Origin of the sequence: Streptomyces sp. R41 (genome assembly GCF_041053055.1) — a bacterium.
Classification (GTDB): Bacteria; Actinomycetota; Actinomycetes; order Streptomycetales; family Streptomycetaceae; genus Streptomyces.
Genome location: NZ_CP163443.1, coordinates 486,000 through 508,603, shown reverse-complemented (window position 1 = coordinate 508,603; position 22,604 = coordinate 486,000). Strand labels below are relative to the sequence as shown.

The window sequence follows — 22,604 nt, the reverse complement described above, 5'->3', positions numbered from 1 at the left end:
CGGCTCGGCGCCTCAGTGCGCCGCACGTCCGCCGAAGTGCGTGACGGCGGCACGGGCCCGCGCGAGCGTGACCTGGAGGTCCCCCGTGGCGTCGACGGTGGCGCCTGGCTCGGCCGGCTCCAGCGGCTCCAGGTCGCCGAACTGCGAGTCGATCAGCCCGGCGGGCATGAAGTGCCCGGTGCGCGCGGCGACGCGGTCCTGGGCGGTGTCCCGGTCCAGGGCCAGGTAAAGGCACCAGACCTCGCTTGCGGCGGACCGCAGTTCGTCACGGTAGCGGCGCTTGAGCGCAGAGCAGGCCACGATCAACCCCTGGCCGGATTCGGCGGCTCCGCGGATGTGGTCGGCCAGGATGCGCAGCCACGGCTCGCGGTCCGCGTCGTTCAGAGCATGCCCGGCGCGCATCTTGGCGATGTTGGCACTGGGATGGACCGCGTCGCCGTCCAGGAACGGCATGCCGAGCCCGTCGGCGATCGCGGTGCCGACCGTGGACTTACCGGAACCCGACACGCCCATGACCACGACGATCATTCGGGTCCCTCGGGACCGGATCCGGGCGCCGCCTGGCGCAGGTCCGCGTCGGTGAGGGGCTGCAGAGCACCGCGGGTGTCGAGTCGGTAGAGCAGGACCAGGGCCGGCCCGACCAGCACGATCGCGATGAGCGTGACCAGGGCGAGCCAGCGCAGCGTCGTCGACGCCCCCGCCGCCTGGGAGACGGTCAGCGAGGTGGGAATGAGGTACGGACGCTGGGCCAGCCCCCACGCGAAGACCACGAGGGCCACGGAGGCGGCCGCGGTGAGCCGTGCCCACCCGGTGGCAAAGCGGAACAGCAGCCCCGCGGTGGCCAGTGCGCTGACCGCTGCCAGGATCACCAGGACCAGTCCGATTCCGCTGGTGAGACCGTCGTACACGTACCGAGCGTCGTCATGCGTCACGCCGAGACCGATGAGCGCCAGGACGGCGATGACGCCGAGACTGCCCCAGGCCCGCAGCCGGAAATAGCCGACGAGGTCGGTCGCCCCGAAGCGGCGGGCGTCGGCGGTGAGGAACACCGCGCCGAGAAACGCGGTCGCCGCGACCGTGAGCAGGCCCGCGATGACCGACGTCCCGTTGGACCACGCCTCGGCCGACGCCGTCGTCCCCGGAGCCACCCGCCCGGTGGCCAGGCCCCCGACCGCCGCGCCGAGGAAGAAGGGCGTCAGCAGCGAGGCGACGGCGAACAGCGCCCCGTAGACCCTGCGTCCGGCGATCCGCCGCGTGGGTTTGCGCAGGGCGAAGCCCGCACCGCGCAGGACCAGTCCCACCGCCGCCAGGGCCAGCGGGAGCCACATGGCCGAGAAGAGCGTTTGGAACAGGATCGGGAAGCCCGTCCACATGACGACCAGGATGAAGATGAGCCAGACGTTGTTGGCCTCCCAGACCGGCGCCATCGCATGGTCGACCAGCCATCGGGGACGTTTGCCCCGCTCGGCGCCACCGGCCATGAGGTCCCAGAAACCGGCACCGTAATCCGTGCCTCCGGCGCAGGCATAGGCGGCCACCAGGATCAGCAGCACCCAGGCCACGAGGTCCGCGATGGTCATGCGCGGTCTCCGTTCCCGGGCCCGGTGCCGTCATCGGCGCCGGACATCGCCCGCGGCCCGTAGGGGATCTCGCTCTCCGGGCCTTCCGCCGCGGCTTCCGGGGCTGCGCCCGAGTCCGCCTGCCGCCATCTGCCGCTCATTTTCCGTACGACCGTCAGGAACGCGCCGAAGGCGCAGATGTAGACGACGATCACGATGCCGAGCATCGTCCACAGCCCGTAGGCGTGGGTGCCGGTGACCGCCTCCGACACCCGCATGTGCTGGTAGACGATCCAGGGCTGGCGGCCCACCTCCGTGGTGATCCAGCCGCATTCGACGGTGATCAGGCACGCCGCGCCAGCGACGGCCGCGCTCCGGAAGAACCAGAGCGACTTGGGCAGGTCACGGTGGCGCAGCCAGCACCAGCCGTACCAGAGCGCGAGCAGGATGAGCAGGCTCCCGATGGTCACCATGATGTCGAACGCCCAGTGGACGATGGTGGCCTGAGTGGCCGTCGGACGGTCGCTCGCGGGGACCGTCGTGAGTCCCGACACTTGGGTGGCCGGGCTGAAGCCGGCCAGGATCGAGTCGAGTTGGGGGATCTTCAGGCCGCCGGAGATGCTCCCGTCGGGGTGCATCCGCCCGAACATGTACTCCGGGACGTGGGTGCCGGTCTTCCAGACGATCTCCATGGCGGCGAACTTCACCGGCTGCTTGTGGAACACGGAGCGGGCCAGTGAGTCCCCGAGCATGAACTGGATCGGCGTGAGGATGGCCGCGACCGTGAACGGCAGGGTGAAGCCGAGCCGGTGGTAGCGGTCCCTGCGGCCGCGCAGCCATCCGACCGCGTAGACGCCCGCCACGGCATAGGCCGCGGTCATGTAGGCAGCGCCCAGGAAGTGCCAGTATTCGGGGCCGAAGATCGGGGTGAAGATCGCCTGCCGTACATCGACGCTCGCCGGGTTCCCGGACGCGTCGAGGGTGAAGCCCTGGGGCGTGTTCATCCACGAGTTCGCGGCGATGATCCCGAACGCCCCCAGCAGGGCGGACGCGCACAACGGAATCCCGACCCAGAAGTGCGGCCACGGTTTGAGGGTGCGCCAGCCGTACAGATAGATGGCGATGAGGATCGCCTCGAGGAAGAAGGCCCACCCCTCGATACCGAAGGCGAGTCCGAAGACGTCGCCCCAACGCCCCATCATGCCTGGCCACAAGAGCCCGAATTCGAAGGACAGTACGGTGCCCGTCACGATGCCGATGGCGAACTGGACGGCCATCACCGCCGACCACCGGCGCGCGATGCGCAGCGCGACCTCGTCGCCCTTGCGCAGCCCGCGGTGGTGCATGAGCAGGGTGAGGGCCGGCAGAGCGACGCCGAAGGGTACGAGCAGGATGTGGGTGGCCAGGGTGAAGGCCATCAGTTGGCGTGCGGGGAGGAGTTGGGGCGGGGTGGCCGCCAGGACGTCGATCGCGTTGGTCACGCGGGGCCTCGCTGATCATCGGGACGGGCGGGGGGAACGGAACCTCTCAGCCACCCGTGGCGAAGCCGGGGAACAGCGTCATGCCGCCGTCCACGTAGATCGTGGTGCCCACGACGTAGTCGAGCAGGTCGGAGGCGAGCACGGCCACCGTGTTCGCGATGTCGTCCGGGTCGCCGACACGGCGGTAGGGAATGAGCCGCAGCAGGGCGGCCTCGGCTTCCGGGGTGTCCCACGCGCTGCGGTTAATGGGTGTGCGAATCGCCCCGGGGGCCACTGCGTTGACCCGGATCCGATACGGCGCGAGCTCCTGCGAGAGCGTCGCCATGAGCATCAGCACACCGCCCTTGGAGGCGGCGTAGTTGGCGTGTCCGGACCAGGGGATGAGCTGGTGCACCGAGCTCATGCAAATGATCTTCCCCGCCGACTGTGACACCTCCGGCACGACGCCCCGGCGCATGAATTCCTTGGTCGCCTCGCGAGCGCAGAGGAACTGGCCGGTGAGGTTGACGTCCAGCACCTTGTGCCACTGTTCCGTCGTCATGTCGGTGATGGGCGCGTCCCGCTGAAGGCCCGCGTTCGCCACCATGATGTCGATGGTCCCGAACTCCCTGACCATACGGGCGACCATCTCGACGACCTGGTCCTCCTGGGAGACGTCCGCCTCATGTGCGTACGCGCGGACACCGAATCCCTCGATCTCGCGCACCACCTCTTCCGCCGCGTCGCCTCCGGCGACGTAGTTCACCACGACATCGGCGCCCACCCGTCCGAGAGCGATCGCGGTCGCCTTGCCAATGCCGGAATTCGCGCCGGTGACGAGCGCCTTCTGACCTTTGAGGAGGGGAAAGGCAATCGGCCTCGGCCGAGTGCCGTCACTGACGCTGGTCTCCACTGATGACTCCCTATGGGTGCAACCCCGTTGCCGGGGGAATCCGCCCCACCACGAAAGCATCAGTGGGTCACCCCAGCTCGCTGGCACGGGTCCTGTCAGCCCCGTGCGGGTGATGGCGGGGGCCGAACGGCGCAACCACGCGCCGCCGCGCGACTCCGCCCGCTCCGCGGGCTACGCTGCGGCGTCGCTGCCCGTGCGGGCGCTCAGGGCCCAGATGACGAAGCCGTCCACGATGATCAGCGTGATGGCCCAGAACGGGTACCAGGGCAGCCACGCGAAGTTGGCGAGCATCGACAGCCCCGCCAGCGTGATGCCGACGACGCGGGCCCACGTCGCCCCCTTGAGCACGGCGAGGCCCGCCAGCGTCACGAGGATGCCGAGGACGAGGTGCAGCCAGCCCCAGCCGGTGAGGCTCCACTGGAAGGTGAAATTCCTGGTCGTGACGAACACGTCGTCTTGGGCGATGGCGGCTATTCCCTCGAATATCGACATGATGCCGCCGAAGATCATCATGATCGCGGCGAATACCGTCCAGCCGGTCACGGCCGTTCCCCCACCGGCGGTGGTCCGCTGCATACCTGTGGTGTGCGTGGCCATGTGGGACTCCTCTTGCCTAGGTCCATCGCCGAGACGGATTCGGCCGACGGCTCACACGTTTCCAGGCTGCCACGAGTGCCGTCCGCAAGCAGTTCGGCGAGAATGCACCTCGGCCGCGCTTCCCGACGTGCAGTGGAATCCAAGCGGTGAAATAATCGCCTTGCCCGGTATGCCGACATTGACGCGCCGACTCGAGGAGTCATTCAGCGATTCCGCGTGAGAAAGGACATCGCCATGCCAGGTCTTCTTCGCGGAGTCGCCCGCACGGCGGTCGTCGCGGGAACGGCGACCGCAGTCTCCAACCGCGTGTCGCGCCGCCAGCAGGGACGATGGGCCGCCCAGCAGGGCTACCAGGAAACCCAGCCGCAGCCCGTTCCCGCCGCGCAGCCGCAACAGGCCGCAGCGCCGACCGACGACATGGGTAGCACACTCGACCAACTCAAGCAGCTCGGCGAACTCAAGGCACAAGGCGTGCTCACCGAGGCCGAGTTCGAGGAGCAGAAGCGCAGGCTCCTCGGCTGAACGTGTGCGAAACTGCCGCGATGGCCTCAGAGACGATCACCGCGGCAGCCGCGGGCACCTGGAAACTCGGAGATCTCACCGTCAACCGCATCGGCTTCGGCGCGATGCGGTTGACCGGCAGCGCGGCCTTCCACTACGGCACACCGAGCGACCGCGAACGCTCGATCGCCGTGCTGCGGCGCGCGATCGAGCTGGGCGTCAACCACATCGACACCGCGGCCTTCTACTTCTCCTCATTGCGCTCCGCGAACGAACTGATCAACAGCGCGCTCGCCCCGTACGCGGACGACCTGGTGATCGCCACGAAGGTCGGGCCGTTCCGTGACTACTCGGGGGAGTGGGGCACTTCGGCCAGGCCCGAGGATCTGCGCGGCCACGTCGAGGAGAACCTGCGCCAGCTCGGCCGCGATCACCTCGACATGGTGTACCTCCGCCGTATGCGACAGGACTCGATCGCCGAGCACTTCGGCGCGCTGGCCGAGCTGCGCGATGCCGGGCTGATCCGGCACCTCGCCGTCTCCGACGTCGAATCCAGGCACCTCGCCGAAGCACTGGCCATCGCGCCGGTGGTGAGCGTCCAGAACAAGTACGGCCTCGACTCCCCGGACCCCGTGGCCGACGCCGTTCTGCGGACCTGCGGCGAACAGGGCATCGCGTTCGTGCCGTTCTTCGCGATCGCGGGCAAGGGCGGCGCGCTGGGCCCGAGCGGTGCCACCGACGACGTGGTGCTCGCCGTCGCGCGGGCGCACGACGCGACGCCCGCCCAGGTCCGGCTGGCGTGGACCCTCCAGCAGGGCCCGCACGTGCTCGCCATTCCCGGCACCGGCAACCCGGACCACTTGGCGGAGAACGTGGCGGCGGGCGCGCTCCGTCTCACGGACGAGGAGATGGCCCGCCTCGACGCGCTCCATACACGGGCGCAGTGAGCCGGCCGGCCCCTGACGGCTCGCGGCAGGGGCCCGCCGGGCTCAGCCCGCGTACGCGTTCAGCGGGTAGTGGTCCGAGAGGTTCGTGTACGTGTAGTCGGTGCCCCAACTGGACACCGTCCAGGGCGCGGACTGTTCCTTGACGACCTCGTTCTTCCAGACCGCGGGACGCGCGTGACCGGCGCGGTGGAGGACGTAGTCGAGGTCCTCACGGGGGTCGGTCGGGTAGCGGTCGTGCGCGATGGAGTTCTCCTGTGTGTCGAAGGAGTACGGGTGCCCGGTGCGTGCGTCGGCTCCCAACAGGTCGGCGTCCGCGAGCATCGAGGCGTACTCCGGGCTGCGGGAGTCGACGTTGAAGTCACCGGCGACCAGGACCTGTTCGTCAGCCGGAATGTTCTTGGCGTCCAGGAACGCGTCGATCGCCTTGAACTGCCGGCTGCGCATGGAGGCGGCCTCACCCGCGCTGCATCCCGGGTCTGTTGACTGCGCATGGGTGCCCACCATATGAACCTTGGTGCCGTTCACATTCAACACCACATAGGCGAACCCCTTGTTGGACCACCAGTCCGCGCCGCACGCGTCCTTGTAGACGTACTGCTCCTTGTGCAGGATCGGCCACTTGCTGAGCACGGTCACGCCGCCGTCCTCGGGCGTGGTCGACGAGTACGCCCCGCCGGTCGCGTCCCAGCCGCTCTTGCTCCGCCCGACTACCGGCGTCTGGTACGGGTACTCGCTCGCCGCCGCGCTCTTGAGGGCGTCCGACGAGGAGTTGTCGAAGGCCTCCTGCAGCACGACGACGTCGTTCCCGCGGAAGAACGAGGTCTTCGGTATCTCCGCGGCGCGGTGGTCCTGCCCCCAGTTCGGGTACAGGTTCTTGCTCATGAGGAAGACGTTGTACGTCAGCACCCTCATCGAAGGAGTCGTCGCGGTGTCGGCCGACGCGGGCGCGGCCCCGACGAGGCCCGCGGCGGTGAGCGTGAGGACGAGGGTGGCTGCGCCCTGGGTGCGGCGCAGTGAGGAGAGCGGCACTGGATCTCCCTGTGAGTGAAGGGGGTTGAGTGGCGCCGCACATCAAATCACCGGGGATTACTGTCAGGTAACTCCCGTGCAGGGAAAGGATGTCTCCCAGGAGTACGTCCAGAGGCGCTTCCAAGGGTGTGCCCGGAGTGCGTCCCCGAGTACGTGCGTCAGGAGACCGCCCTCGTCGCGCCCGGCGCTCCGAGGCGCAAGCCGTCGATGACCAGATCGAGTAGCCGGGCGACGCGTGCCTCGCCCTCCTGGCCGGGGCCGATCCGCCACAGGAATCCCACCATCAGCAGCACGTCGTCCGGGTCGATGCCGGGCCGGATGCTGCCGTCGTCCTCGCACGCGCGCAGCAGCAGAGTGATGGCGCCGATGACCGAGGCGTAGATCTCGCCCGCGAGGCTGTCGTCGGTGAGGGCGTGCAGGACGTCCGACAGGCCGTGCTTGATCCGCCCGTAGTACGCGAGGCGGTCGAACCAGAGCCGCAGCGCCTCCAGCGGGGGGTGCTCCTTGAGCAGTTCCGGCGCGTACGCCGCGAGTTGGTCGACCTCGTGGCGGTAGACCGCGAGGATCAGCGCCTCGCGGGTGGGGAAGTGCCGGTACAGCGTCCCGGGCCCGACGCCCGCCTTCTTGGCGATGGAGTTCAGCGAGGCGTCGCTGGAGTCGGTGAACGCGTCCCGTGCGACCTCGATGATGCGGGCGCGGTTCTGTCGCGCGTCCGCCCGCACGGGCTCGTTGTGCCGCTCGGCCATGCTGCCGCTCCGTCCTTCCGCCGTGGGCCGCGTGACTCTGCCAGGAGGCGCTTGCCTACCGGAGACCTCTCCGTTAATGTCGGCAGTGATCCGGAGACCCCTCCGGACAAGTAGAGCACATCATCGACGCAGGTGGCGTGCGCCGATTCGGCGACCCTGCCCTTCGGAGGCGGTACAGGTGAAGGTCGTCCTCTTCGGAGCGAGCGGCATGATCGGGCACGGAGTCCTCAGGGCGTGTCTGGACGACGACGGCGTGGAGAGCGTCACCGCCGTCGTCCGGCGCCCCCTCGGGGTACGGCACCCCAAGCTTCGTGAGGCGGTCCATGCGGACTTCACGGATCTGACCGACGTGGCCGCGTCCCTCGACGGCGCCGATGCCTGCTACTTCTGCCTGGGCACCTCTTCGGCGGGGCTGACCGAGGTCGAGTACACCCGCGTCACCCACGACTACGCCCTCGCGGCAGCCCGCGCGCTGCTGCCGCTGAACGGGGACCTGACCTTCGTGTACGTCTCGGGTCACAGCGCGGACAGCGCCAGCGCGACGATGTGGGCGAGAGTGAAGGGCCGGGCCGAGGAGGCACTGCTGGCCCTGCCGTTCCGCGCCTACGTCTTCCGGCCGTCCTACATCCGGCCCCGGCGGGGCGCCCGTCCCGCGACTCGCCCCTACCGTCTGCTGTACGCCTCCACCTCCTGGCTCTACCCGGTACTGCGCCGCCTGTTCCCGCGGCACATGACCACGACCGACACCGTGGGCCGCGCGATGCTCGCGGTGACGCGACTTCAAGGGCGAGGGCCGCGCGTGCTCACCAGCGTGGAGATCAACGGCTTGGCTGCCCAGGAGACGGCGTAGCCGCCGCCCGCCCGTGAGGGATCGTCGTGGGGCGGGCGGCTGCCCAAGGGGTCAGCCCAACCGCTCGTGCAGGAAGGACACCGTGCTCTCCCAGGCCTGTGCGGCCGACTCCGGGGCGTACGTCTCGGAGCGGCCGTCGTTGAAGAAGGCGTGGTGGGCGGGGTAGAGGCGGAGGTCGGGGGTGACCCCGGACTGCTCCTGGATCGCCTCGCTCAGCTGCTCCAGACTTTCCTTCGGAATGCTGGTGTCGAGTTCCCCGTAGTGGCCAAGGATCTGCGCCTTGAGGCCGGAGAAGTCCGGCAACTCGCCCTGGATCACGCCGTAGAACGGCACCGCCGCGCTGACCCGCGGGTCGGCCGCCGCCTGGTAGATGACGAAGCCGCCGCCCATGCAGAAGCCGACCGACGCCACCGTGTCCGAGGTGACCTCGGGCAGACCCAGCAGATGGTCGACCGCGCCCGAGAGCAGCTCGACGCCGCGCGAGACCGGCAGCTCCTTCATCATCCGGAAGGCCTCGCCGCTGTCGTGCGCCACATTGCCGCCGTACAGGTCGGGCGCGAGGGCCACGAAGCCCTCCGCCGCCAGCCGGTCCGCGACATTCGCGATGTGGTCGGTCAGGCCCCACCACTCCTGGATGACGATCACGCCGGGGCCCTGCCCGGAAGGCGGCAGCGCCAGATAGCCGTGCGCGGTGCCTCCGGCGCTCGGGAAGGTCACGTTCTGATGGGCGGGGGCTCCGGTCGACTTCGGCAGCTCGGACATGTCAGTCAACTCCTGTGGGGGCAGCGTCAGGTGGGGGCGCGGTGGGCCCGGCCCCGAGTCGATCTCCACGATGTCATGCGCGCGCACCGCGACCTCGCCCGGCCCGCACGACACGGCCCGCTGCCACCTTCTGCAGCAGGCTGTACGCGAGAACCGGCAGCAGCACATGCGGCCGGTCGGGCAGCGTCGTCGTGATGAGGACCGCGCCGGCGCTGCTGTTGTTCATCCCGCAGGCCAGAGTGACGGAGGCACCGGCGGGCGGGTCGAGGCGCAGTGCGCGCGCGGTGATCCGGCCCAGCGTGAACGACAGCCCGCAGACGGTGGCGGCGACGGCCAACGCGGCCACGAACAACACCGGTTCCGGGTGGATGAGGAAGGGGCCGAGGACGCCGCTGGCATTGATGTACGTCAGCAGCAGCGAACCGAGTATCGCCGCGGGAACCGCCGCGCCGAGGAGCCGGTCCATGAGGCGGCGGGTCAGGGCGAGCCGGCACAGGATTCCGGCGCCGCAGGGCAGCAGGACCCCCGTGAGCGCGAAGCCGCTCCCCGCGGACTGCGCTGCTCCGGCCAGCGTGCCCGCGTACTCACCGCTCAGCAGCGGGCACAGCGCTGTCATCGTGACCGGTGCGGTCAGGGGGCTGACGATCGTGGACGCCAGCACGAGGCCCACCGTCGTCGGCTGATCGCCGTCCCCCTTGCTGGTCCACACGGTGGCCCCGGCCGCCACGGGCATGGCGACGATCAGGATCATCGCAGCGACCATGCCGCTGCCCCCGTCGGTGTCGGGCGACTGCCGCAGCGCGAACGCGACCCCTGGGATGATCAGCAGCGGCGCGACCAGATGAAGGACGAGCCCGGTCAGCAGCGCGGTGGGGCGTCCGAGTAACGCCCGCAGCTCGTGCAGGGGCACTTGGAGACCTGCGGTGAACAGGACGAGGGACAGCAGGAGATGGGGCATTCTGAAAGGGAGTTCAGGCAGTCCAAGGACCCCGGCCGCGCCGATCGTGTGCGTGTCGCGCAGCCACAGACCCAAGGCCGGCATCGTCGTGGCGGCGAGATAGGCCGCGCCGACGGCCCATCCGAGATGGCTACGGAGCAGAGTGAGGGGGGATTTCGCGAGGGGGTACATCGCTCGGGGCGTGCGATTCATGGCGGCGCTCTTCCGTCGTGGGACCTGGGCGGAGACGGGGCGCCGATATCGCGGAGCAGGCACGGGGAGCGAACCGTGCGACAGCGTAGGTGCACAGGCTCAGCCAGCAGAGGCTGAACAGCCAGCCGCCCAGGACGTCGGAGAACCAGTGAACTCCCAAGTAGACACGCGACAGTCCGACCAGCGCGGCCCAGCAGCCGATGACCAGAACGAGCGACTTTCTTCCGCGCGAAGCCCGCGCGAGCACCGCGAGAATGAGCAGTCCGCCGGTGACGGCGGATGTGGTGGTGTGGCCCGAGGGGAAGGACCAGCCGGAGGCGTGCGTGGCCCAGTCCGCCGTCGCGGGGCGGGGGCGGGCGACCAGGGACATCACCCCGTGCCGCACGGCTTGCGCGGCGGCCAGACAGACGAGACAGCCGACGGCGGAGAGGATCCGCCGGCGCGCCGTACGGCCCAGGGCGAGGCCGGCGATGGCGACCAGCGCGTACGGAACGATCCCTGTGCCGGTGTACGTCACACCGCGCGCCAGGGCGAGGGCCACATCCGGGCGGTGTCCCACCGACCAGGAGGCGAGGTTCTCGTCGCCGAACAGCGCCGCGCCGTCCCGGCCGATCAGGACCAGCGTCAGGAGTACGAACGCGACGGCGCTGCCCACCGCCGTCGAACCGGCGAGGTCCGTGGCATCCTCGCGCGACGACGCGATGCGCCGGGCTGCGGACATCGGTGCGGCCCCCTTCCATGCTGGTCAGGCGGACGCGGCAGGAGACCACACCCCGTGCTGACTACAAACCTGTAGACGGTCTACGCAACTGTAGACGATTAAGCGGTGGGGAGCGTTCCCGGAGCACCCGACCGGATGCCGTACGCTACGTGTTACGTATAACCCTGGAGGGGTCCCGATGAGACGCATCGCCCTGGTCACCCTCGTCGTCGACGACTACGACGAGGCGATCCGCCACTACACCGAAGCCCTCGGATTCCGGCTCGTCGAGGACACGCCGCGCCCCGACGGCTCCCGCTGGGTCGTCGTCGAACCGGGCACCGAGGGCGGCGGCAGCGGGCTGCTGCTGGCCCGGGCCAAGAACGAGGCGCAGCGCGGCCGGATCGGTGACCAGACCGGCGGGCGCGTGGGCTTCTTCCTGCACACCGACGACTTCGCCCGCGACTACGCGCGGATGCGGGCCGCCGGCGTGACCTTCCTGGAAGAGCCGCGCCACGAGCCGTACGGCTCCGTCGTCGTCTTCCAGGACCTGTACGGAAACCGCTGGGACCTGCTCCAGCCGGCCACCACCGCCTGAGCCGGTCGAGAACCCGCCGCACACCACCTGCCGAACCTGCCGAGGAAAGACACGCATGACCGCGCCCCGCATCGACGTCGACACCATCCGCCGCCTCCCCAAGGCCGTACTGCACGACCACCTCGACGGTGGTCTGCGCCCCGCCACCCTCGTGGAGCTCGCGGAGACGGTCGGCCACACCCTGCCCACCACCGACCCGCTGGCGCTGGCCGACTGGTACTACGAGGCCGCCAACTCCGGTGACCTGGTGCGCTACATAGCCACCTTCGAGCACACCCTCGCCGTGATGCAGTCCCGCGAGGGCCTGCTGCGCACCGCAGAAGAGTACGTCCTCGACCTGGCCGAGGACGGCGTCGTCTACGGCGAGGTCCGGTATGCGCCCGAGCTGATGGTGAACGGCGGCCTCACCCTGCCCGAAGTCGTCGAGACCGTGCAGGAAGGCCTGGCGGCGGGCATGGCCAAGGCGGCCGCCGCCGGTACCCCCGTACGCGTCGGCACCCTGCTGTGCGGCATGCGCATGTTCGACCGCACCCGCGAGATCGCCGACCTGGCGGTGGCGTTCCGGGACGGCGGCGTCGTCGGCTTCGACATCGCGGGCGCCGAGGACGGCTTCCCGCCCGCCGACCACCTGGCCGCCTTCGAGCACCTGCGCGGCGAGAGCGTCCCGTTCACCATCCACGCCGGCGAGGCCCACGGCCTGCCCAGCATCCACCAGGCCCTCCAGGTCTGCGGCGCCCAGCGCATCGGCCACGGCGTCCGCATCACCGAGGACATCGTCGACGGCAAGCTCGGCCGCCTGGCGGGCTGGGTGCGCGACCGCCGTATCGCCCTGGAGATGTGCCCGACGTCCAACCTTCAGACGGGCGCGGCCACCTCCATCGCCGAGCACCCCATCACCGCCCTGCGCGACCTGGGCTTCCGCGTCACCCTCAACACCGACAACCGTCTGGTGTCGGGCACGACGATGACCCGCGAGATGTCGCTGCTGGTCGAGGAGGCGGGCTGGGATGTCGAGGACCTGCGCACGGTCACAGTGAACGCGATCAAGAGCGCGTTCATCCCGTTCGACGAGCGCAACGCCCTCATCCGCGACGTGGTGCTGCCCGGGTACGAGGCCGCGCTCTAGGGAAACCCGGGTGCGGGCCACGCTTCAGCGAATCCCGCGTGCGGGCCGCGCCCTGAAGCAGCCCGCGTTCGGGGCCGCGCCCTACAGCAGCCCGCGTACGTACGCGGCCTGGCCGACGTGTTGCAGATCGTCGGCCAGGACGCTGACCAGCCGTACGCCGAGGGTGACCGGCGGGGTCCAGCGCTCGTCCACGACGCGCTCCAGGTCCTTGGCGGTCAGCCCGCGCACGAACTCCATGCTCTGCTCGTGCACGGCGTCGTAGTAGCCGATCAGCAGATCGCCCGACTCCACCCGCACCTTGGCCACTTTCGCCGGGGTGTGACCGTACCCGGTGTCCCGGCGGGGCAGATCGAGCCCGAAGCGTTTCTCCCAGCCCCCCGCCAGCCAGACCTGGTCCAGCTCGGCGGCGTCGGCGACATGGTCGTCCTGGACCCGGGTGAGATGCCAGATGAGCCATGAGATGGAGTTGGCGGTCTCGGCGGGCCGGGCGTTGAGGTCGTCCGGGGCCAGACCCTCGACGGCGGCATGGACTTCTTCCTGGATGCGGCTGTACGCGTCGATGAGGATGTCCTTTGCATGCATGCGTCCACCATCGCGCACAGCGGCGCCTCACGCGTCCGGAATCCAGCTCCCGTGGAAGCCCAGCGGCACCCGGCCCGGCAGATGGATCCGGGCGACCGGCTCACCCATGAAGTCCTGGGCGGCCAGGATCACCAGGTCGGCCGCCCCGCGATCGGGGTTGTGCACGTACGCGATCGCGTAGCCGTCGTCCTCGGCCCTCGCCCCCTGCGCGGGCACGAAGACGGCTTCCCCCGCGGCGGCGTCCCGCGGCAGGCGGTGTACCTGCGTGGTCCCCCGGAACAGGTCGTGCTTGATCAGCGCGTTGCTGAAGGCACGGTCGGGCGGATTTCCGTCGGCCGTCATGTACGCCAGCGTCATGTCGGCGGCGGCCGCGGTGTAGGCGTACCGGTGCCGCCGGGTCACCAACGCCTCGTGGACGCGCGGGAATTCCTGCGGGCGGTCGTCGATCGTCCTGGTGCGTACGCGGCCGTGGGCCAGGTCGACGGTCCAGCGTTCGAGCGAGGCGGTGCCCGCTCCGTAGGGTCCGTCGGAGCCGCGGCCCGCGACAAAGAAGGGTGCCGGGTAGGTCGTCATGTCGACGACCACGGACGAGCCCTCGTCGTACGCGTTCAGTGTGTGGGAGTAGTAGACCGGCTCGACCTCGAACCAGCGGACCTCGCCGCCCGCGCGCGGCAGCAGGCCGACGCGCGTCGCGTGCTTCTCGTTCCAGATGTACGGAACCAGGTCGCCACGCTCCGCGGCCGCGGGGTCGAAGGTGATGGGCAGATCGAAGATCACGACGTATTTCTCGGTGAGCGCGAAGTCGTGCATCATCGGCCCGTCCGCCACCGGGATCCTCGTGCTCCGCACGACCCGGCCCGTGTGATCGATGACGTGGTGCCGGACATGGTCCCAGGTCGGGTAATAGGCGATCGCGTGCAGTTCGCCGGCCGCCGCGTCGAACTTGGTGTGCGCGGTGAAGGCCCCCTTGAGAGTGCCCCGGAAGTCGTAGGTACCCACGGTGTTGAGCTCGTGGTCGAGTTCGTACGGCAGGGGCCCGCTCTCCTGGAGCGCCAGGATCCGCCCGTCCAGGCCGATGACATGGGTGTTGCACGGGAAGTCGTCCGGCGGCACGGGCCCGGGGTAGGGCTCGCCGAGCTTCTTGGCCACCGACGACGAGCGGACCCAGCGGTTGCGGTACCACTCGGCGCGGCCGTCGCGCAGCCGCACGCCGTGCACCATGCCCTCGCCGAGCATCCAGTGGTGGGCACGAGGGTCCTCAAGTCCCAGGACGTTGGGGCCGTTTCGCAGGAAGCGGCCGTTCAGTTCGCGCGGGATCCGTCCGGTGACCGGCAGATCGAACGCCGTCAGCTCCTCGGTGACGGGCTTGAACGCCCCCTCGAGGAAGGGGTAATGCCGGGTGTCCTGTGTGCGGGGTGGGGCTGCCGCCCCCGCTCGGCCGCCGATGCCGCCGACCAGCCCTCCCGCCGCCGCGACCGCCGCGCCCCGCAGGACCGTCCGTCGTGTGTGATCCGTCATCTGGGTACTCCCGCCTCGCAGTTCTCGTACTGGACGGTCACGAGTCTGCGGCGGCGGGCCGGGCCGGTCAGGAGTGCTGGGGCCCTTTCGGGGGTGGTGTCAGACCCCCTCTTCCGAGGTGTCGAGAAGACTCATCAGCGCCCGCGCCGCCGGACTGGTGGCCTCCGGCGGCGGCAGCATGGCGACGGTCTCGTACGACGCCTCGGAGGCGCCCTTGAGGGGGAGGGCGGTGAGATCGCCGGCCTCCCGCTTGAGGCCGAAGTGCCGTGGTACGACGGCGATGCCGAGGCCCTCGTGGACGAGCTCCAGAAGGCTGTGCACGTCGTTGACCTCAAGGGTCACGGTCCGTCGCACGCCCGCCGCCGCGAAGGCCGCGTCCGTGGTGCGGCGCGGCCCCCAGTCGGGGTGGAAGTCGACGAAGGCCTCGCCACCCAGCTCCTCGGGCGTGAGCACGGCGGCGGTCGCAAGGTGGTGCGTGGGATGGCAGAGCACGGTCATGGACTCGCTGGTCAGCGGCACCGAACGCAGCTGCTCGGTGTCGGCCTGCGTCTTGACGGCGAAGGCCAGATCGAGACGGCCCGCGGCGACCTCCTCGGCCAGCGCTCCGGAACCCGCCTGCCGCAGCCGGATCTCGACATCGGGGTGGCGCCGTCGGAACGCGGCGAGCAGCCTCGCCACATGCACTCCGGCGATGCACTGTTCGGTGCCGAGGGAGAGGGTGCCGCGCAGCACGCCCTGTACGGCGGCGACCGCGTCGTGCGCCGAGCGGACCTGCGCGAGGATCCGCTCCGCCTCGCCAAGCAGCGCGCGACCGGCCTCCGTGAGGGTGACGCGACGAGTGGTGCGGACGAAGAGCGGAGCCTGCAGCTCCCGCTCCAGGGCGCGGATCGACGACGACAGGCCGGACTGCGACACCATGAGCCGCTCCGCCGCCCGGGTGAAGTGCTGGTCCTCGGCGACGGCGACGAAGTGCTGAAGGTGGCGCAGTTCCATGAGGGGCAAGCGTAATCGCTCATTGAGAAGCGTCATCGCTGAATCCCATCCGATTCTCCCGTTGGACCGCTGCCCCGGGCGCGCGCGAGAGTAGGAGACCTGGTTTCCCGGCCTCTCAGGAGTACGCGTTGTACACCGCACACCCCGACCGTTACGCGGACATGCCCTACCGACGCACCGGACGCAGCGGTCTGAAGCTCCCCGCGCTGTCGCTCGGCCTGTGGCACAACTTCGGCCCCGACCGGCCGGTGGAGACCCAGCGCGCGATCCTGCGCCGCGCCTTCGACCTCGGCGTCACGCACTTCGACCTGGCGAACAACTACGGACCGCCGCCCGGAGCCGCCGAGTCGGCCCTCGGCGACGCCCTGACGGCGGACTTCGCGCCCTACCGCGACGAGCTGGTCATCTCCACCAAGGCGGGATACCTGATGTGGCCGGGCCCGTACGGCGAATGGGGCTCGCGCAAGTACCTGCTGTCCTCGCTCGACCAGAGCCTGGGCCGTATGGGCCTGGACTACGTGGACATCTTCTACTCGCACCGCCCCGACCCGGAGACTCCGCTGGAGGAGACGATGGGCGCTCTGCACTCGGCGGTCCAGCAGGGCAAGGCGCTGTACGTCGGCGTCTCCAATTACTCGCCGGAGCAGACCCGCGAAGCCGCCCGCATCCTGGGTGAGCTGGGCACCCCGCTGCTCATCCACCAGCCGCGCTACTCGATGGTCGACCGCCGCCCCGAGGAAGGGCTCCTGGACGCGCTGGACGAGCTGCAGGTGGGCTCCATCGCCTACTCGCCGCTGGAGCAGGGCCTGTTGACCGGCCGCTACCTCGACGGCATCCCGGAGGGTTCGCGCGCCGCGAGCGACAGCCCCTTCCTCAGCGCCGACACGGTCACCGAGGATCTCGTACGGCAGCTGCGTGCCCTCGACGAGATCGCCAAGTCGCGTGGGCAGTCCCTCGCCCAATTGGCGCTGGCCTGGGTGCTGCGCGGCGGCCGGGTGACCTCGGCACTGATCGGCGCGAGCAGCCCGCGGCAGCTGGAGGACAGTGTCGCAGCCATCGGCAACCTGGAGTTCGATCCGGACGAGCTCGCCCGGATCGACGCGATCATCAAGCCGTGACGCCCACTGGTCAGGCGGTGAGGCGCTCGCTGAGCTCCCACAGCCGGTCGGCCGCTTCGGGGTCGATGGCGTAGGGCAGCACTCCTCCCGGTCCGGTGGTCCTCCTGCTCAAGAGACCATCCGGAGCGGGAGAACTCATCGCGGTCCCTCGCCCCGGCCTAGGCCGGAACGCGGTCCAGGAACCCGTGCACGCTCCGGATGCGACCCTCGCCGTCCAGGGTGATCACGTCGAACCCGGCGACGGGCGCCGAGCCGTCCGCCTCATTGACCAGCTCCCAGCCGAAGCGGGCGATGTCGTGGTGGCCGTCGACCGGGCCCAGCGGCCGGAACGCGAACCCCGGGAACTGCTCGTGCGCCGCCGCGATCACGGCCGCGATCTGCTGGTGCCCGCGGACGTCGGCCAGCGGGTCGGTGTAGCTGCCGTCCGCGGCCCAGGCGGCGGCGACCGCCTTCGCCAGCGCGTCCTGCTCGCCCGCGTTCCAGGCCTCGAAGTAGCGGGCGACAGCGGTCTCGTAACGGTCGTTGTTCGCGGACATGGTGAATCAGCCTCCATTGAGGTCGTACCTGCTGGTCAGGGGCCGAATCCCGGCGTGTCGTGCGCTGCTCGGATCCGGTACGACCACCATGCCGGGCGTCGCTGGGGGCGTCGATTACCTCGCGGGTAATGACCCGAGCGCGGGGCGTCGGCGCTGCCCGCTCCCTTTCGGCCAAACCAAGCCGTGAATATGCCAAGAGACTGGCTGGAATGGCATGGTGACAGAGCGTCAGGAGTGACGATACTCAATTCCTAGGGCAATTCAGCCACGCCCGGACAGCAGCATCGTGCACAGCAAAGAGCCGCGGGGAAAGCGAGGCCGGACCGGCAGCGAGCGACGCCAATGGGGGAGCGATCGTGCACGACGAATTCCTTTGCCATGTCACCGCGTACGGAATATGCGGCGGTCAGCGCGTCGGCGTACCCCTGGGGACGTATCGCGCGCCGACCCTGGCGCTGGCCCTGTGGTGGATGAGGGACCGTGCCGCGTGGATGGCGGAGCGGCTCGACCCGCAGCCCGACGACCCGACCTTTCCGCCGAACTCGATCGCGCCGGTGGCGGACACCGTTCCGGACGTGCCGAGCATGCTGCGCGCCTGGTGCGGCGACTCGGTCCAGCAGGAACTGGTCGCGGAGGAATTGGCCGCGGGAAAGCTCGTTCGGATCGCCACCAGTGACGACACCACCGAATACGAATTGCTCGCCGAATCCGTGGACGCGCTGCGCATGCAGCGGACCGCCGCCGTGCTCGGCATTTCCGCCGCCTGATCGCGCGACCGCCGAGCGGGCTTCGCCCCGCCGGCGTACCGCCTCGGCGGCCCTTTCACCCCGGCCCACTGATCAGGCGCACATGTGGACGAATAGCTAGAATTCTGGCATGCGAGAGCGGCCGGTCGCCTCGACTGCGCCCGAACTCGTCCTCGAGACCGAGACGGGCTCCACGGTGATGAGCCCGGGCCGCGACTATCACGTCGGGCGCGATCCCATGAGTGACGTGGTCCTCGACGACGTCCGGGTCTCGTGGCACCACGCGGTGCTGCGGCCCGAGGACGATCACTGGACGCTCGAGGACGAGAACAGCAAGAACGGCACCTACGCCGACGGCCGGCGCGTCCACGAGTGGGGCGTGGGACCGGGCAGCGTCATCCACTTCGCCAATCCCTCCGACGGCCCGCGCGCCGTCCTCGTCAGCCGCCCGCCGGCCACCACGGAGCGCCCCTCCGCCGTCTCCACACCCGCGGCCACCGGCACCTTCCGGCAGCCATCCACCGTACGGCCGCTACCGGAGCGCACCGTCCGCATCGGCCGCGGCGGCGACAACGACCTGGTCGTCGACGAGCTGGTGGTCTCCCGACGGCACGCGGAATTGCGCACCCGCCCGGACGGGACGTACGAGATCGTCGACCTCGGCAGTCACAACGGCACGTTCCTCAACGGCCGGCCCGTCGAGCGCGCTCCGGTCACTCCGGGTGACATCGTCGGCATCGGCCACTCCGCGTTCTGCCTCGTCGGCGACCAGCTGCAGGAGTACGTCGACACGGGCGAGGTCTCCCTGGATGTCCAGGACCTCACCGTCGAGGTCGACCGGGGGCGCAAAACGCTTCTCGACAAGGTGTCCTTTCCCGTCGGCGAGAAATGCCTGCTCGCCGTCGTGGGCCCGAGCGGCGCCGGAAAGTCCACGCTCCTCAACGCCCTGACCGGGCAGCGCCCCGCCGACCGTGGCACCGTCCTCTACGACGGCCGCGACCTCTACCGCGACTACGCCGAGCTGCGCCAGCGCATCGGCCTGGTCCCGCAGGACGACATCCTGCACACACAGCTGACCGTGCGCCGGGCCCTCGGGTACGCCGCCGAGCTGCGCTTCCCGCAGGACACCGCGAAGGCGGAGCGCCGCGCGCGGGTCGACGAGGTGATCCGCGAGCTGGGCCTGGAGCAGCGCGTCGGCCAGCCCATCCACAGCCTGTCCGGCGGCCAGCGCAAGCGGGTCAGCGTGGCCCTGGAACTGCTGACCAAGCCGTCGCTGCTGTTCCTCGACGAGCCGACCTCGGGTCTCGACCCCGGCATGGACCGCTCGGTGATGCACATGCTGCGCGGCCTCGCCGACGACGGCCGTACGGTCATCGTGGTCACCCACAGCGTGCTCAGCCTCGAGGTCTGCGACCGGCTCCTGGTGCTCGCGCCCGGCGGCAAGGTCGCCTACTACGGCCCGCCCGACGACACCCTCGCCTTCTTCGGCTACCGGCACTGGCCCGAGGCGTTCGAGGCCTTCGAGCGGGACGAGGGCAGAGACTGGGCGGGGGAGTACCGGGACTCGCCGTTCCACCAGGAGTACATCGACAACTCCAGCGCACAGCCGCATCTGCCGCCGGCCGCCCCCGCCGCCGTGGTCGGACCGCCGCCCAAGGCCCAGAGCTGGGGCGCGCAACTCGGCACCCTGGTGCGCCGGTACGCGGCCGTGCTCAGCGCCGACCGGACCTTCCTCGCCGTCATGATCGGGTTGCCGTGTGTGATGGGCGCGATGGCCCACGCCGTGGCCGGCAGCAGACTGACGGTGGAGACGGCGATGAACGTGCTGCTCATCCTCTGCATCGGCGGAGTCCTGACGGGCGCGGCCAACGCCGTGCGCGAACTGGTGAAGGAGCGGGTCATCTACCAGCGGGAGCGCGCCGTCGGCCTGTCCCGATCGGCGTACCTGATGTCGAAGATCGTCGTCCTCGGCACGATCACCGTCGTTCAGGCCGTCGTGCTGAGCCTCGTCGCCCTGTTCGGCGTCGACCTCAACGCGCCCGGCGGCAAAGGGGTCCTCATGCCGCCGCTCCTCGAGATCACGGTCGCCGTGGCCCTGCTCGCCTTCGCCGCGATGATGCTCGGCCTCGTCGTCTCCGCCGCGGTGACCAAGGAGGAGGTCACCATGCCGCTGCTGGTGCTGCTCGCCATCGTCCAGGTGGTCTTCAGCGGTGCGCTGTTGAAGTTGGACGGGGTGCCCGGCATGGAGCAACTGGCCTGGTTCGTGCCCGCGCGCTGGGCCCTGGGCGCGATGGCGGGGACCGTCGGGCTGGCCCGGATCGTCCCGGGGCCCCTGACCGCCGACTCGCTGTTCCGGCACTCGTCCGGCGTCTGGCTGCTGAACGTGTGGATGCTGGTCGTGCTCTCCGTCGTCTTCGGATACGTGGTGGTCCGCCTGTTGCGGCGGTACGAACCCGCGGTCATGCGGAAGTAGGCGCCGATGACGACCCCCGACTTCCGTCCCACGCATGTCGTCCCCAAGGACGGCCTGCCCGCCTGGGAGACCCCGGACCCGTCCCGGCCCACCGTTCCGCTCGACGCGCTGCTGCCGGTCCAGCTGGTCGACCGGTTCGGGGACTGGGGCCGGATCGTATGCGCCAACGGCTGGTCGGCCTGGGTCGACGGCCGCCTCCTGATCGCCGTACCGCAGGCACCGCCCGCCGCGAGCAGCCCGCTCACCCGCACCGCGGACCCGCGCCCGCTGCTCGCCCGCGTCGAGGAGGCGCTCACGAGCTACCGCAGCGCCACCGAGGAACTCGCGGCCGGGCGGCTCGACGGTGAGTCCTTCCGCGACCGCACCCAGGGACGGCGGATCGGGGTGGTCGTCGACGGCGAGTCCCTCTGGCTGTACGACGGTGAGCACGAGCGGTGGGTGTACTGCGACGGGACCCGGCTGAGCACCTTCGCGGCCGAGGGGGACCCGGCATCTGCTACGCCCGAGCGGACCGGGGAGGCGCCCAAGGCGCAGGGGCAGACCAGGGGCGTACGGGAACCGGCTCCCGACGGCCGCGAACCCACCCGCCTCGTGACGTACGACGGAGACGACCAGGGTGACGCCTGATGGACGGCACGCGGGTCGAATGGGGTGACGGCTGATGGGCGGTGCGCGACACGACGGGGGTGACGGCTGATGGACGGCTCCCGGCACGACACCAGTCTGTTCGCGGGGAATCCGTCCGATCTGATCGGACGGACCATCGCGGGTTACCGGATCGAGGAGGAGATCGGCCGAGGCGGGATGGCCGTCGTCTACCGTGCCAAGGACCTGCGTCTGGACCGCACCGTCGCCCTCAAGCTGCTCGCGCCGGGGCTCGCCCGCAATGACACCTTCCGCGGCCGCTTCACCCATGAGTCGCGGGTGGCCGCCGCCATCGAACATCCGAACATCGTGCCGGTCTTCGAGGCGGGCGAGGCGGACGGTGTCCTGTACATCGCCATGCGGTTCGTCATCGGGCGCGACCTGCGCCAGCTGCTCGACCGCGAGGGGCCCCTCCCGGTCGTGGTGGCCGCCCGGATCGGCGTCCAGGTCGCCTCGGCGCTGGACGCGGCCCACGACCACGGCCTGGTGCACCGGGACGTGAAACCCGGCAACATCCTGGTGGCGCAGGGCACCGACAGCGACCACCCCGAGCACGTCTACCTCACGGACTTCGGCCTGACGAAGAAGTCGCTGTCGTTGACCGGGTTCACGAACGTCGGCGAGTTCGTCGGCACGCTCGACTACGTCGCACCGGAGCAGATCTCGGGAAAGCCGGTGGACGGCCGGTGCGACGTCTACAGCCTCGCCTGCGTCGTCTACGAGATGATGGCCGGGAATCCGCCCTTCGAGCGCGAGGACGACATGGCGCTGCTGTGGGCCCACCAGTACGACCGGCCGCCGGCCCTGACCGCTCAGCGCCCCGACATCGCCGCCGACGTCGACGCCGTCCTCGCCAAGTCGCTCGCGAAGAGCCCCGAGGACCGGTACGACTCGTGCCTCGCCTTCATGGCCGCGCTGCGAGCAGCGGCGCGAGGCGCCTCGGGCGCGGGCAGGAAACCGGCTCAGGCCGAAGCCGTAGCCGCGGGAACACCGGGGTATTCCGGTCCGCCACCGCAGCCGCCGAGCTGGGCCCGGCCGGTCTTCCCACGCTAGCC

General features: G+C 70.2%; 24 protein-coding genes. 10 read left to right on the top strand and 14 right to left on the bottom strand.

All coding sequences use genetic code 11. From position 1 onward, the window contains the following. Nucleotides 1-12 precede the first annotated feature (12 nt). The 5 genes from AB5J53_RS02500 to AB5J53_RS02480 all read right to left on the bottom strand — a co-directional run bounded on the left by AB5J53_RS02500 (nucleotide 13) and on the right by AB5J53_RS02480 (nucleotide 4,529). Nucleotides 13-528 carry a gluconokinase gene (locus tag AB5J53_RS02500; RefSeq protein ID WP_369244010.1) on the bottom strand — a complete coding sequence of 172 codons (516 nt, stop codon included), beginning with the start codon at nucleotides 526-528 and terminating at the stop codon, nucleotides 13-15. Then, nucleotides 525-1,580 carry a cytochrome d ubiquinol oxidase subunit II gene (locus AB5J53_RS02495; RefSeq protein WP_369244009.1) on the bottom strand — a complete coding sequence of 352 codons (1,056 nt, stop codon included), beginning with the start codon at nucleotides 1,578-1,580 and terminating at the stop codon, nucleotides 525-527. Before AB5J53_RS02495 ends, AB5J53_RS02500 begins: the two co-directional genes overlap by 4 nt. Beyond that, entirely contained in the window at nucleotides 1,577-3,040 is a 1,464-nt protein-coding gene (locus AB5J53_RS02490; RefSeq protein ID WP_369244008.1) for a cytochrome ubiquinol oxidase subunit I, read from the bottom strand. Before AB5J53_RS02490 ends, AB5J53_RS02495 begins: the two co-directional genes overlap by 4 nt. Nucleotides 3,041-3,086: 46 nt before the next feature. Next, nucleotides 3,087-3,932: an SDR family oxidoreductase gene (locus AB5J53_RS02485; RefSeq protein ID WP_369244007.1), complete on the bottom strand. Its 846-nt coding sequence runs from the start codon at nucleotides 3,930-3,932 to the stop codon at nucleotides 3,087-3,089. Between the two features lie 171 nt (nucleotides 3,933-4,103). Beyond that, nucleotides 4,104-4,529 (bottom strand): hypothetical protein, encoded by a 426-nt coding sequence (locus tag AB5J53_RS02480; RefSeq protein WP_369244006.1) that lies wholly within the window; start codon nucleotides 4,527-4,529, stop codon nucleotides 4,104-4,106. A gap of 234 nt (nucleotides 4,530-4,763) precedes the next feature. Here AB5J53_RS02480 and AB5J53_RS02475 point away from each other — a divergent pair, with 234 nt between their 5' ends. Further along, nucleotides 4,764-5,051, top strand: coding sequence for an SHOCT domain-containing protein (locus tag AB5J53_RS02475; protein WP_369244005.1), 288 nt, complete (start codon nucleotides 4,764-4,766; stop codon nucleotides 5,049-5,051). Between the two features lie 20 nt (nucleotides 5,052-5,071). Next, nucleotides 5,072-5,977, top strand: a complete 906-nt coding sequence (locus AB5J53_RS02470) for an aldo/keto reductase (protein WP_369244004.1) — start codon at nucleotides 5,072-5,074, stop codon at nucleotides 5,975-5,977. Between the two features lie 42 nt (nucleotides 5,978-6,019). Here AB5J53_RS02470 and sph read toward each other — a convergent pair whose 3' ends face one another. After that, nucleotides 6,020-7,006: a sphingomyelin phosphodiesterase gene (sph, locus tag AB5J53_RS02465; RefSeq protein WP_369244003.1), complete on the bottom strand. Its 987-nt coding sequence runs from the start codon at nucleotides 7,004-7,006 to the stop codon at nucleotides 6,020-6,022. Between the two features lie 158 nt (nucleotides 7,007-7,164). Beyond that, nucleotides 7,165-7,752 carry a TetR/AcrR family transcriptional regulator gene (locus tag AB5J53_RS02460; protein WP_369244002.1) on the bottom strand — a complete coding sequence of 196 codons (588 nt, stop codon included), beginning with the start codon at nucleotides 7,750-7,752 and terminating at the stop codon, nucleotides 7,165-7,167. Between the two features lie 178 nt (nucleotides 7,753-7,930). Between AB5J53_RS02460 and AB5J53_RS02455 the strand changes: the two genes are divergently transcribed. After that, entirely contained in the window at nucleotides 7,931-8,602 is a 672-nt protein-coding gene (locus tag AB5J53_RS02455; protein ID WP_369244001.1) for an NAD(P)H-binding protein, read from the top strand. Between the two features lie 51 nt (nucleotides 8,603-8,653). Here AB5J53_RS02455 and AB5J53_RS02450 read toward each other — a convergent pair whose 3' ends face one another. The 3 genes from AB5J53_RS02450 to AB5J53_RS02440 all read right to left on the bottom strand — a co-directional run bounded on the left by AB5J53_RS02450 (nucleotide 8,654) and on the right by AB5J53_RS02440 (nucleotide 11,235). Continuing rightward, entirely contained in the window at nucleotides 8,654-9,364 is a 711-nt protein-coding gene (locus AB5J53_RS02450; protein WP_369244000.1) for a dienelactone hydrolase family protein, read from the bottom strand. A 73-nt stretch (nucleotides 9,365-9,437) separates the two neighbouring features. Continuing rightward, complete coding sequence (locus tag AB5J53_RS02445; RefSeq protein WP_369243999.1) at nucleotides 9,438-10,514, bottom strand: sodium-dependent transporter; 1,077 nt, start codon at nucleotides 10,512-10,514, stop codon at nucleotides 9,438-9,440. Then, a complete protein-coding gene (locus tag AB5J53_RS02440) occupies nucleotides 10,453-11,235 on the bottom strand; it encodes a phosphatase PAP2 family protein (protein WP_369243998.1) in 783 nt (260 codons plus the stop codon). The genes AB5J53_RS02445 and AB5J53_RS02440 overlap by 62 nt, the downstream gene beginning before the upstream one ends. A 178-nt stretch (nucleotides 11,236-11,413) precedes the next feature. On the opposite strand from AB5J53_RS02440, the gene AB5J53_RS02435 reads away from it, so the two are divergent. Further along, nucleotides 11,414-11,812: a VOC family protein gene (locus AB5J53_RS02435; RefSeq protein WP_369243997.1), complete on the top strand. Its 399-nt coding sequence runs from the start codon at nucleotides 11,414-11,416 to the stop codon at nucleotides 11,810-11,812. Between the two features lie 55 nt (nucleotides 11,813-11,867). Continuing rightward, nucleotides 11,868-12,938, top strand: coding sequence for an adenosine deaminase (locus AB5J53_RS02430; RefSeq protein WP_369243996.1), 1,071 nt, complete (start codon nucleotides 11,868-11,870; stop codon nucleotides 12,936-12,938). A gap of 81 nt (nucleotides 12,939-13,019) precedes the next feature. On the opposite strand, the gene AB5J53_RS02425 is transcribed toward AB5J53_RS02430, so the two are convergent. From AB5J53_RS02425 to AB5J53_RS02415, 3 genes are all read right to left on the bottom strand, one after another. Further along, nucleotides 13,020-13,520 carry a DUF664 domain-containing protein gene (locus tag AB5J53_RS02425; protein ID WP_369243995.1) on the bottom strand — a complete coding sequence of 167 codons (501 nt, stop codon included), beginning with the start codon at nucleotides 13,518-13,520 and terminating at the stop codon, nucleotides 13,020-13,022. 27 nt (nucleotides 13,521-13,547) lie between these two features. Beyond that, nucleotides 13,548-15,038, bottom strand: a complete 1,491-nt coding sequence (locus AB5J53_RS02420; protein ID WP_369243994.1) for a carotenoid oxygenase family protein — start codon at nucleotides 15,036-15,038, stop codon at nucleotides 13,548-13,550. A 99-nt stretch (nucleotides 15,039-15,137) separates the two neighbouring features. Next, nucleotides 15,138-16,031 (bottom strand): LysR family transcriptional regulator, encoded by an 894-nt coding sequence (locus AB5J53_RS02415; RefSeq protein ID WP_369243993.1) that lies wholly within the window; start codon nucleotides 16,029-16,031, stop codon nucleotides 15,138-15,140. 128 nt (nucleotides 16,032-16,159) lie between these two features. Between AB5J53_RS02415 and mgrA the strand changes: the two genes are divergently transcribed. Then, on the top strand, nucleotides 16,160-17,149 hold the full coding sequence (gene mgrA, locus AB5J53_RS02410; protein ID WP_369243992.1) for an L-glyceraldehyde 3-phosphate reductase: 990 nt from the start codon (nucleotides 16,160-16,162) through the stop codon (nucleotides 17,147-17,149). A 158-nt stretch (nucleotides 17,150-17,307) separates the two neighbouring features. On the opposite strand, the gene AB5J53_RS02405 is transcribed toward mgrA, so the two are convergent. Further along, nucleotides 17,308-17,685, bottom strand: coding sequence for a nuclear transport factor 2 family protein (locus tag AB5J53_RS02405; RefSeq protein ID WP_369243991.1), 378 nt, complete (start codon nucleotides 17,683-17,685; stop codon nucleotides 17,308-17,310). Nucleotides 17,686-18,041: 356 nt separating this feature from the next. Here AB5J53_RS02405 and AB5J53_RS02400 point away from each other — a divergent pair, with 356 nt between their 5' ends. From AB5J53_RS02400 to AB5J53_RS02385, 4 genes are all read left to right on the top strand, one after another. Continuing rightward, nucleotides 18,042-18,452 (top strand): hypothetical protein, encoded by a 411-nt coding sequence (locus AB5J53_RS02400; protein WP_369243990.1) that lies wholly within the window; start codon nucleotides 18,042-18,044, stop codon nucleotides 18,450-18,452. 109 nt (nucleotides 18,453-18,561) lie between these two features. Next, nucleotides 18,562-20,904, top strand: coding sequence for an FHA domain-containing protein (locus AB5J53_RS02395; RefSeq protein WP_369243989.1), 2,343 nt, complete (start codon nucleotides 18,562-18,564; stop codon nucleotides 20,902-20,904). Nucleotides 20,905-20,910: 6 nt separating this feature from the next. Next, on the top strand, nucleotides 20,911-21,531 hold the full coding sequence (locus tag AB5J53_RS02390; RefSeq protein WP_369243988.1) for a hypothetical protein: 621 nt from the start codon (nucleotides 20,911-20,913) through the stop codon (nucleotides 21,529-21,531). A gap of 69 nt (nucleotides 21,532-21,600) precedes the next feature. After that, complete coding sequence (locus tag AB5J53_RS02385) at nucleotides 21,601-22,602, top strand: serine/threonine-protein kinase (RefSeq protein WP_369243987.1); 1,002 nt, start codon at nucleotides 21,601-21,603, stop codon at nucleotides 22,600-22,602. Nucleotides 22,603-22,604 lie beyond the last annotated feature (2 nt).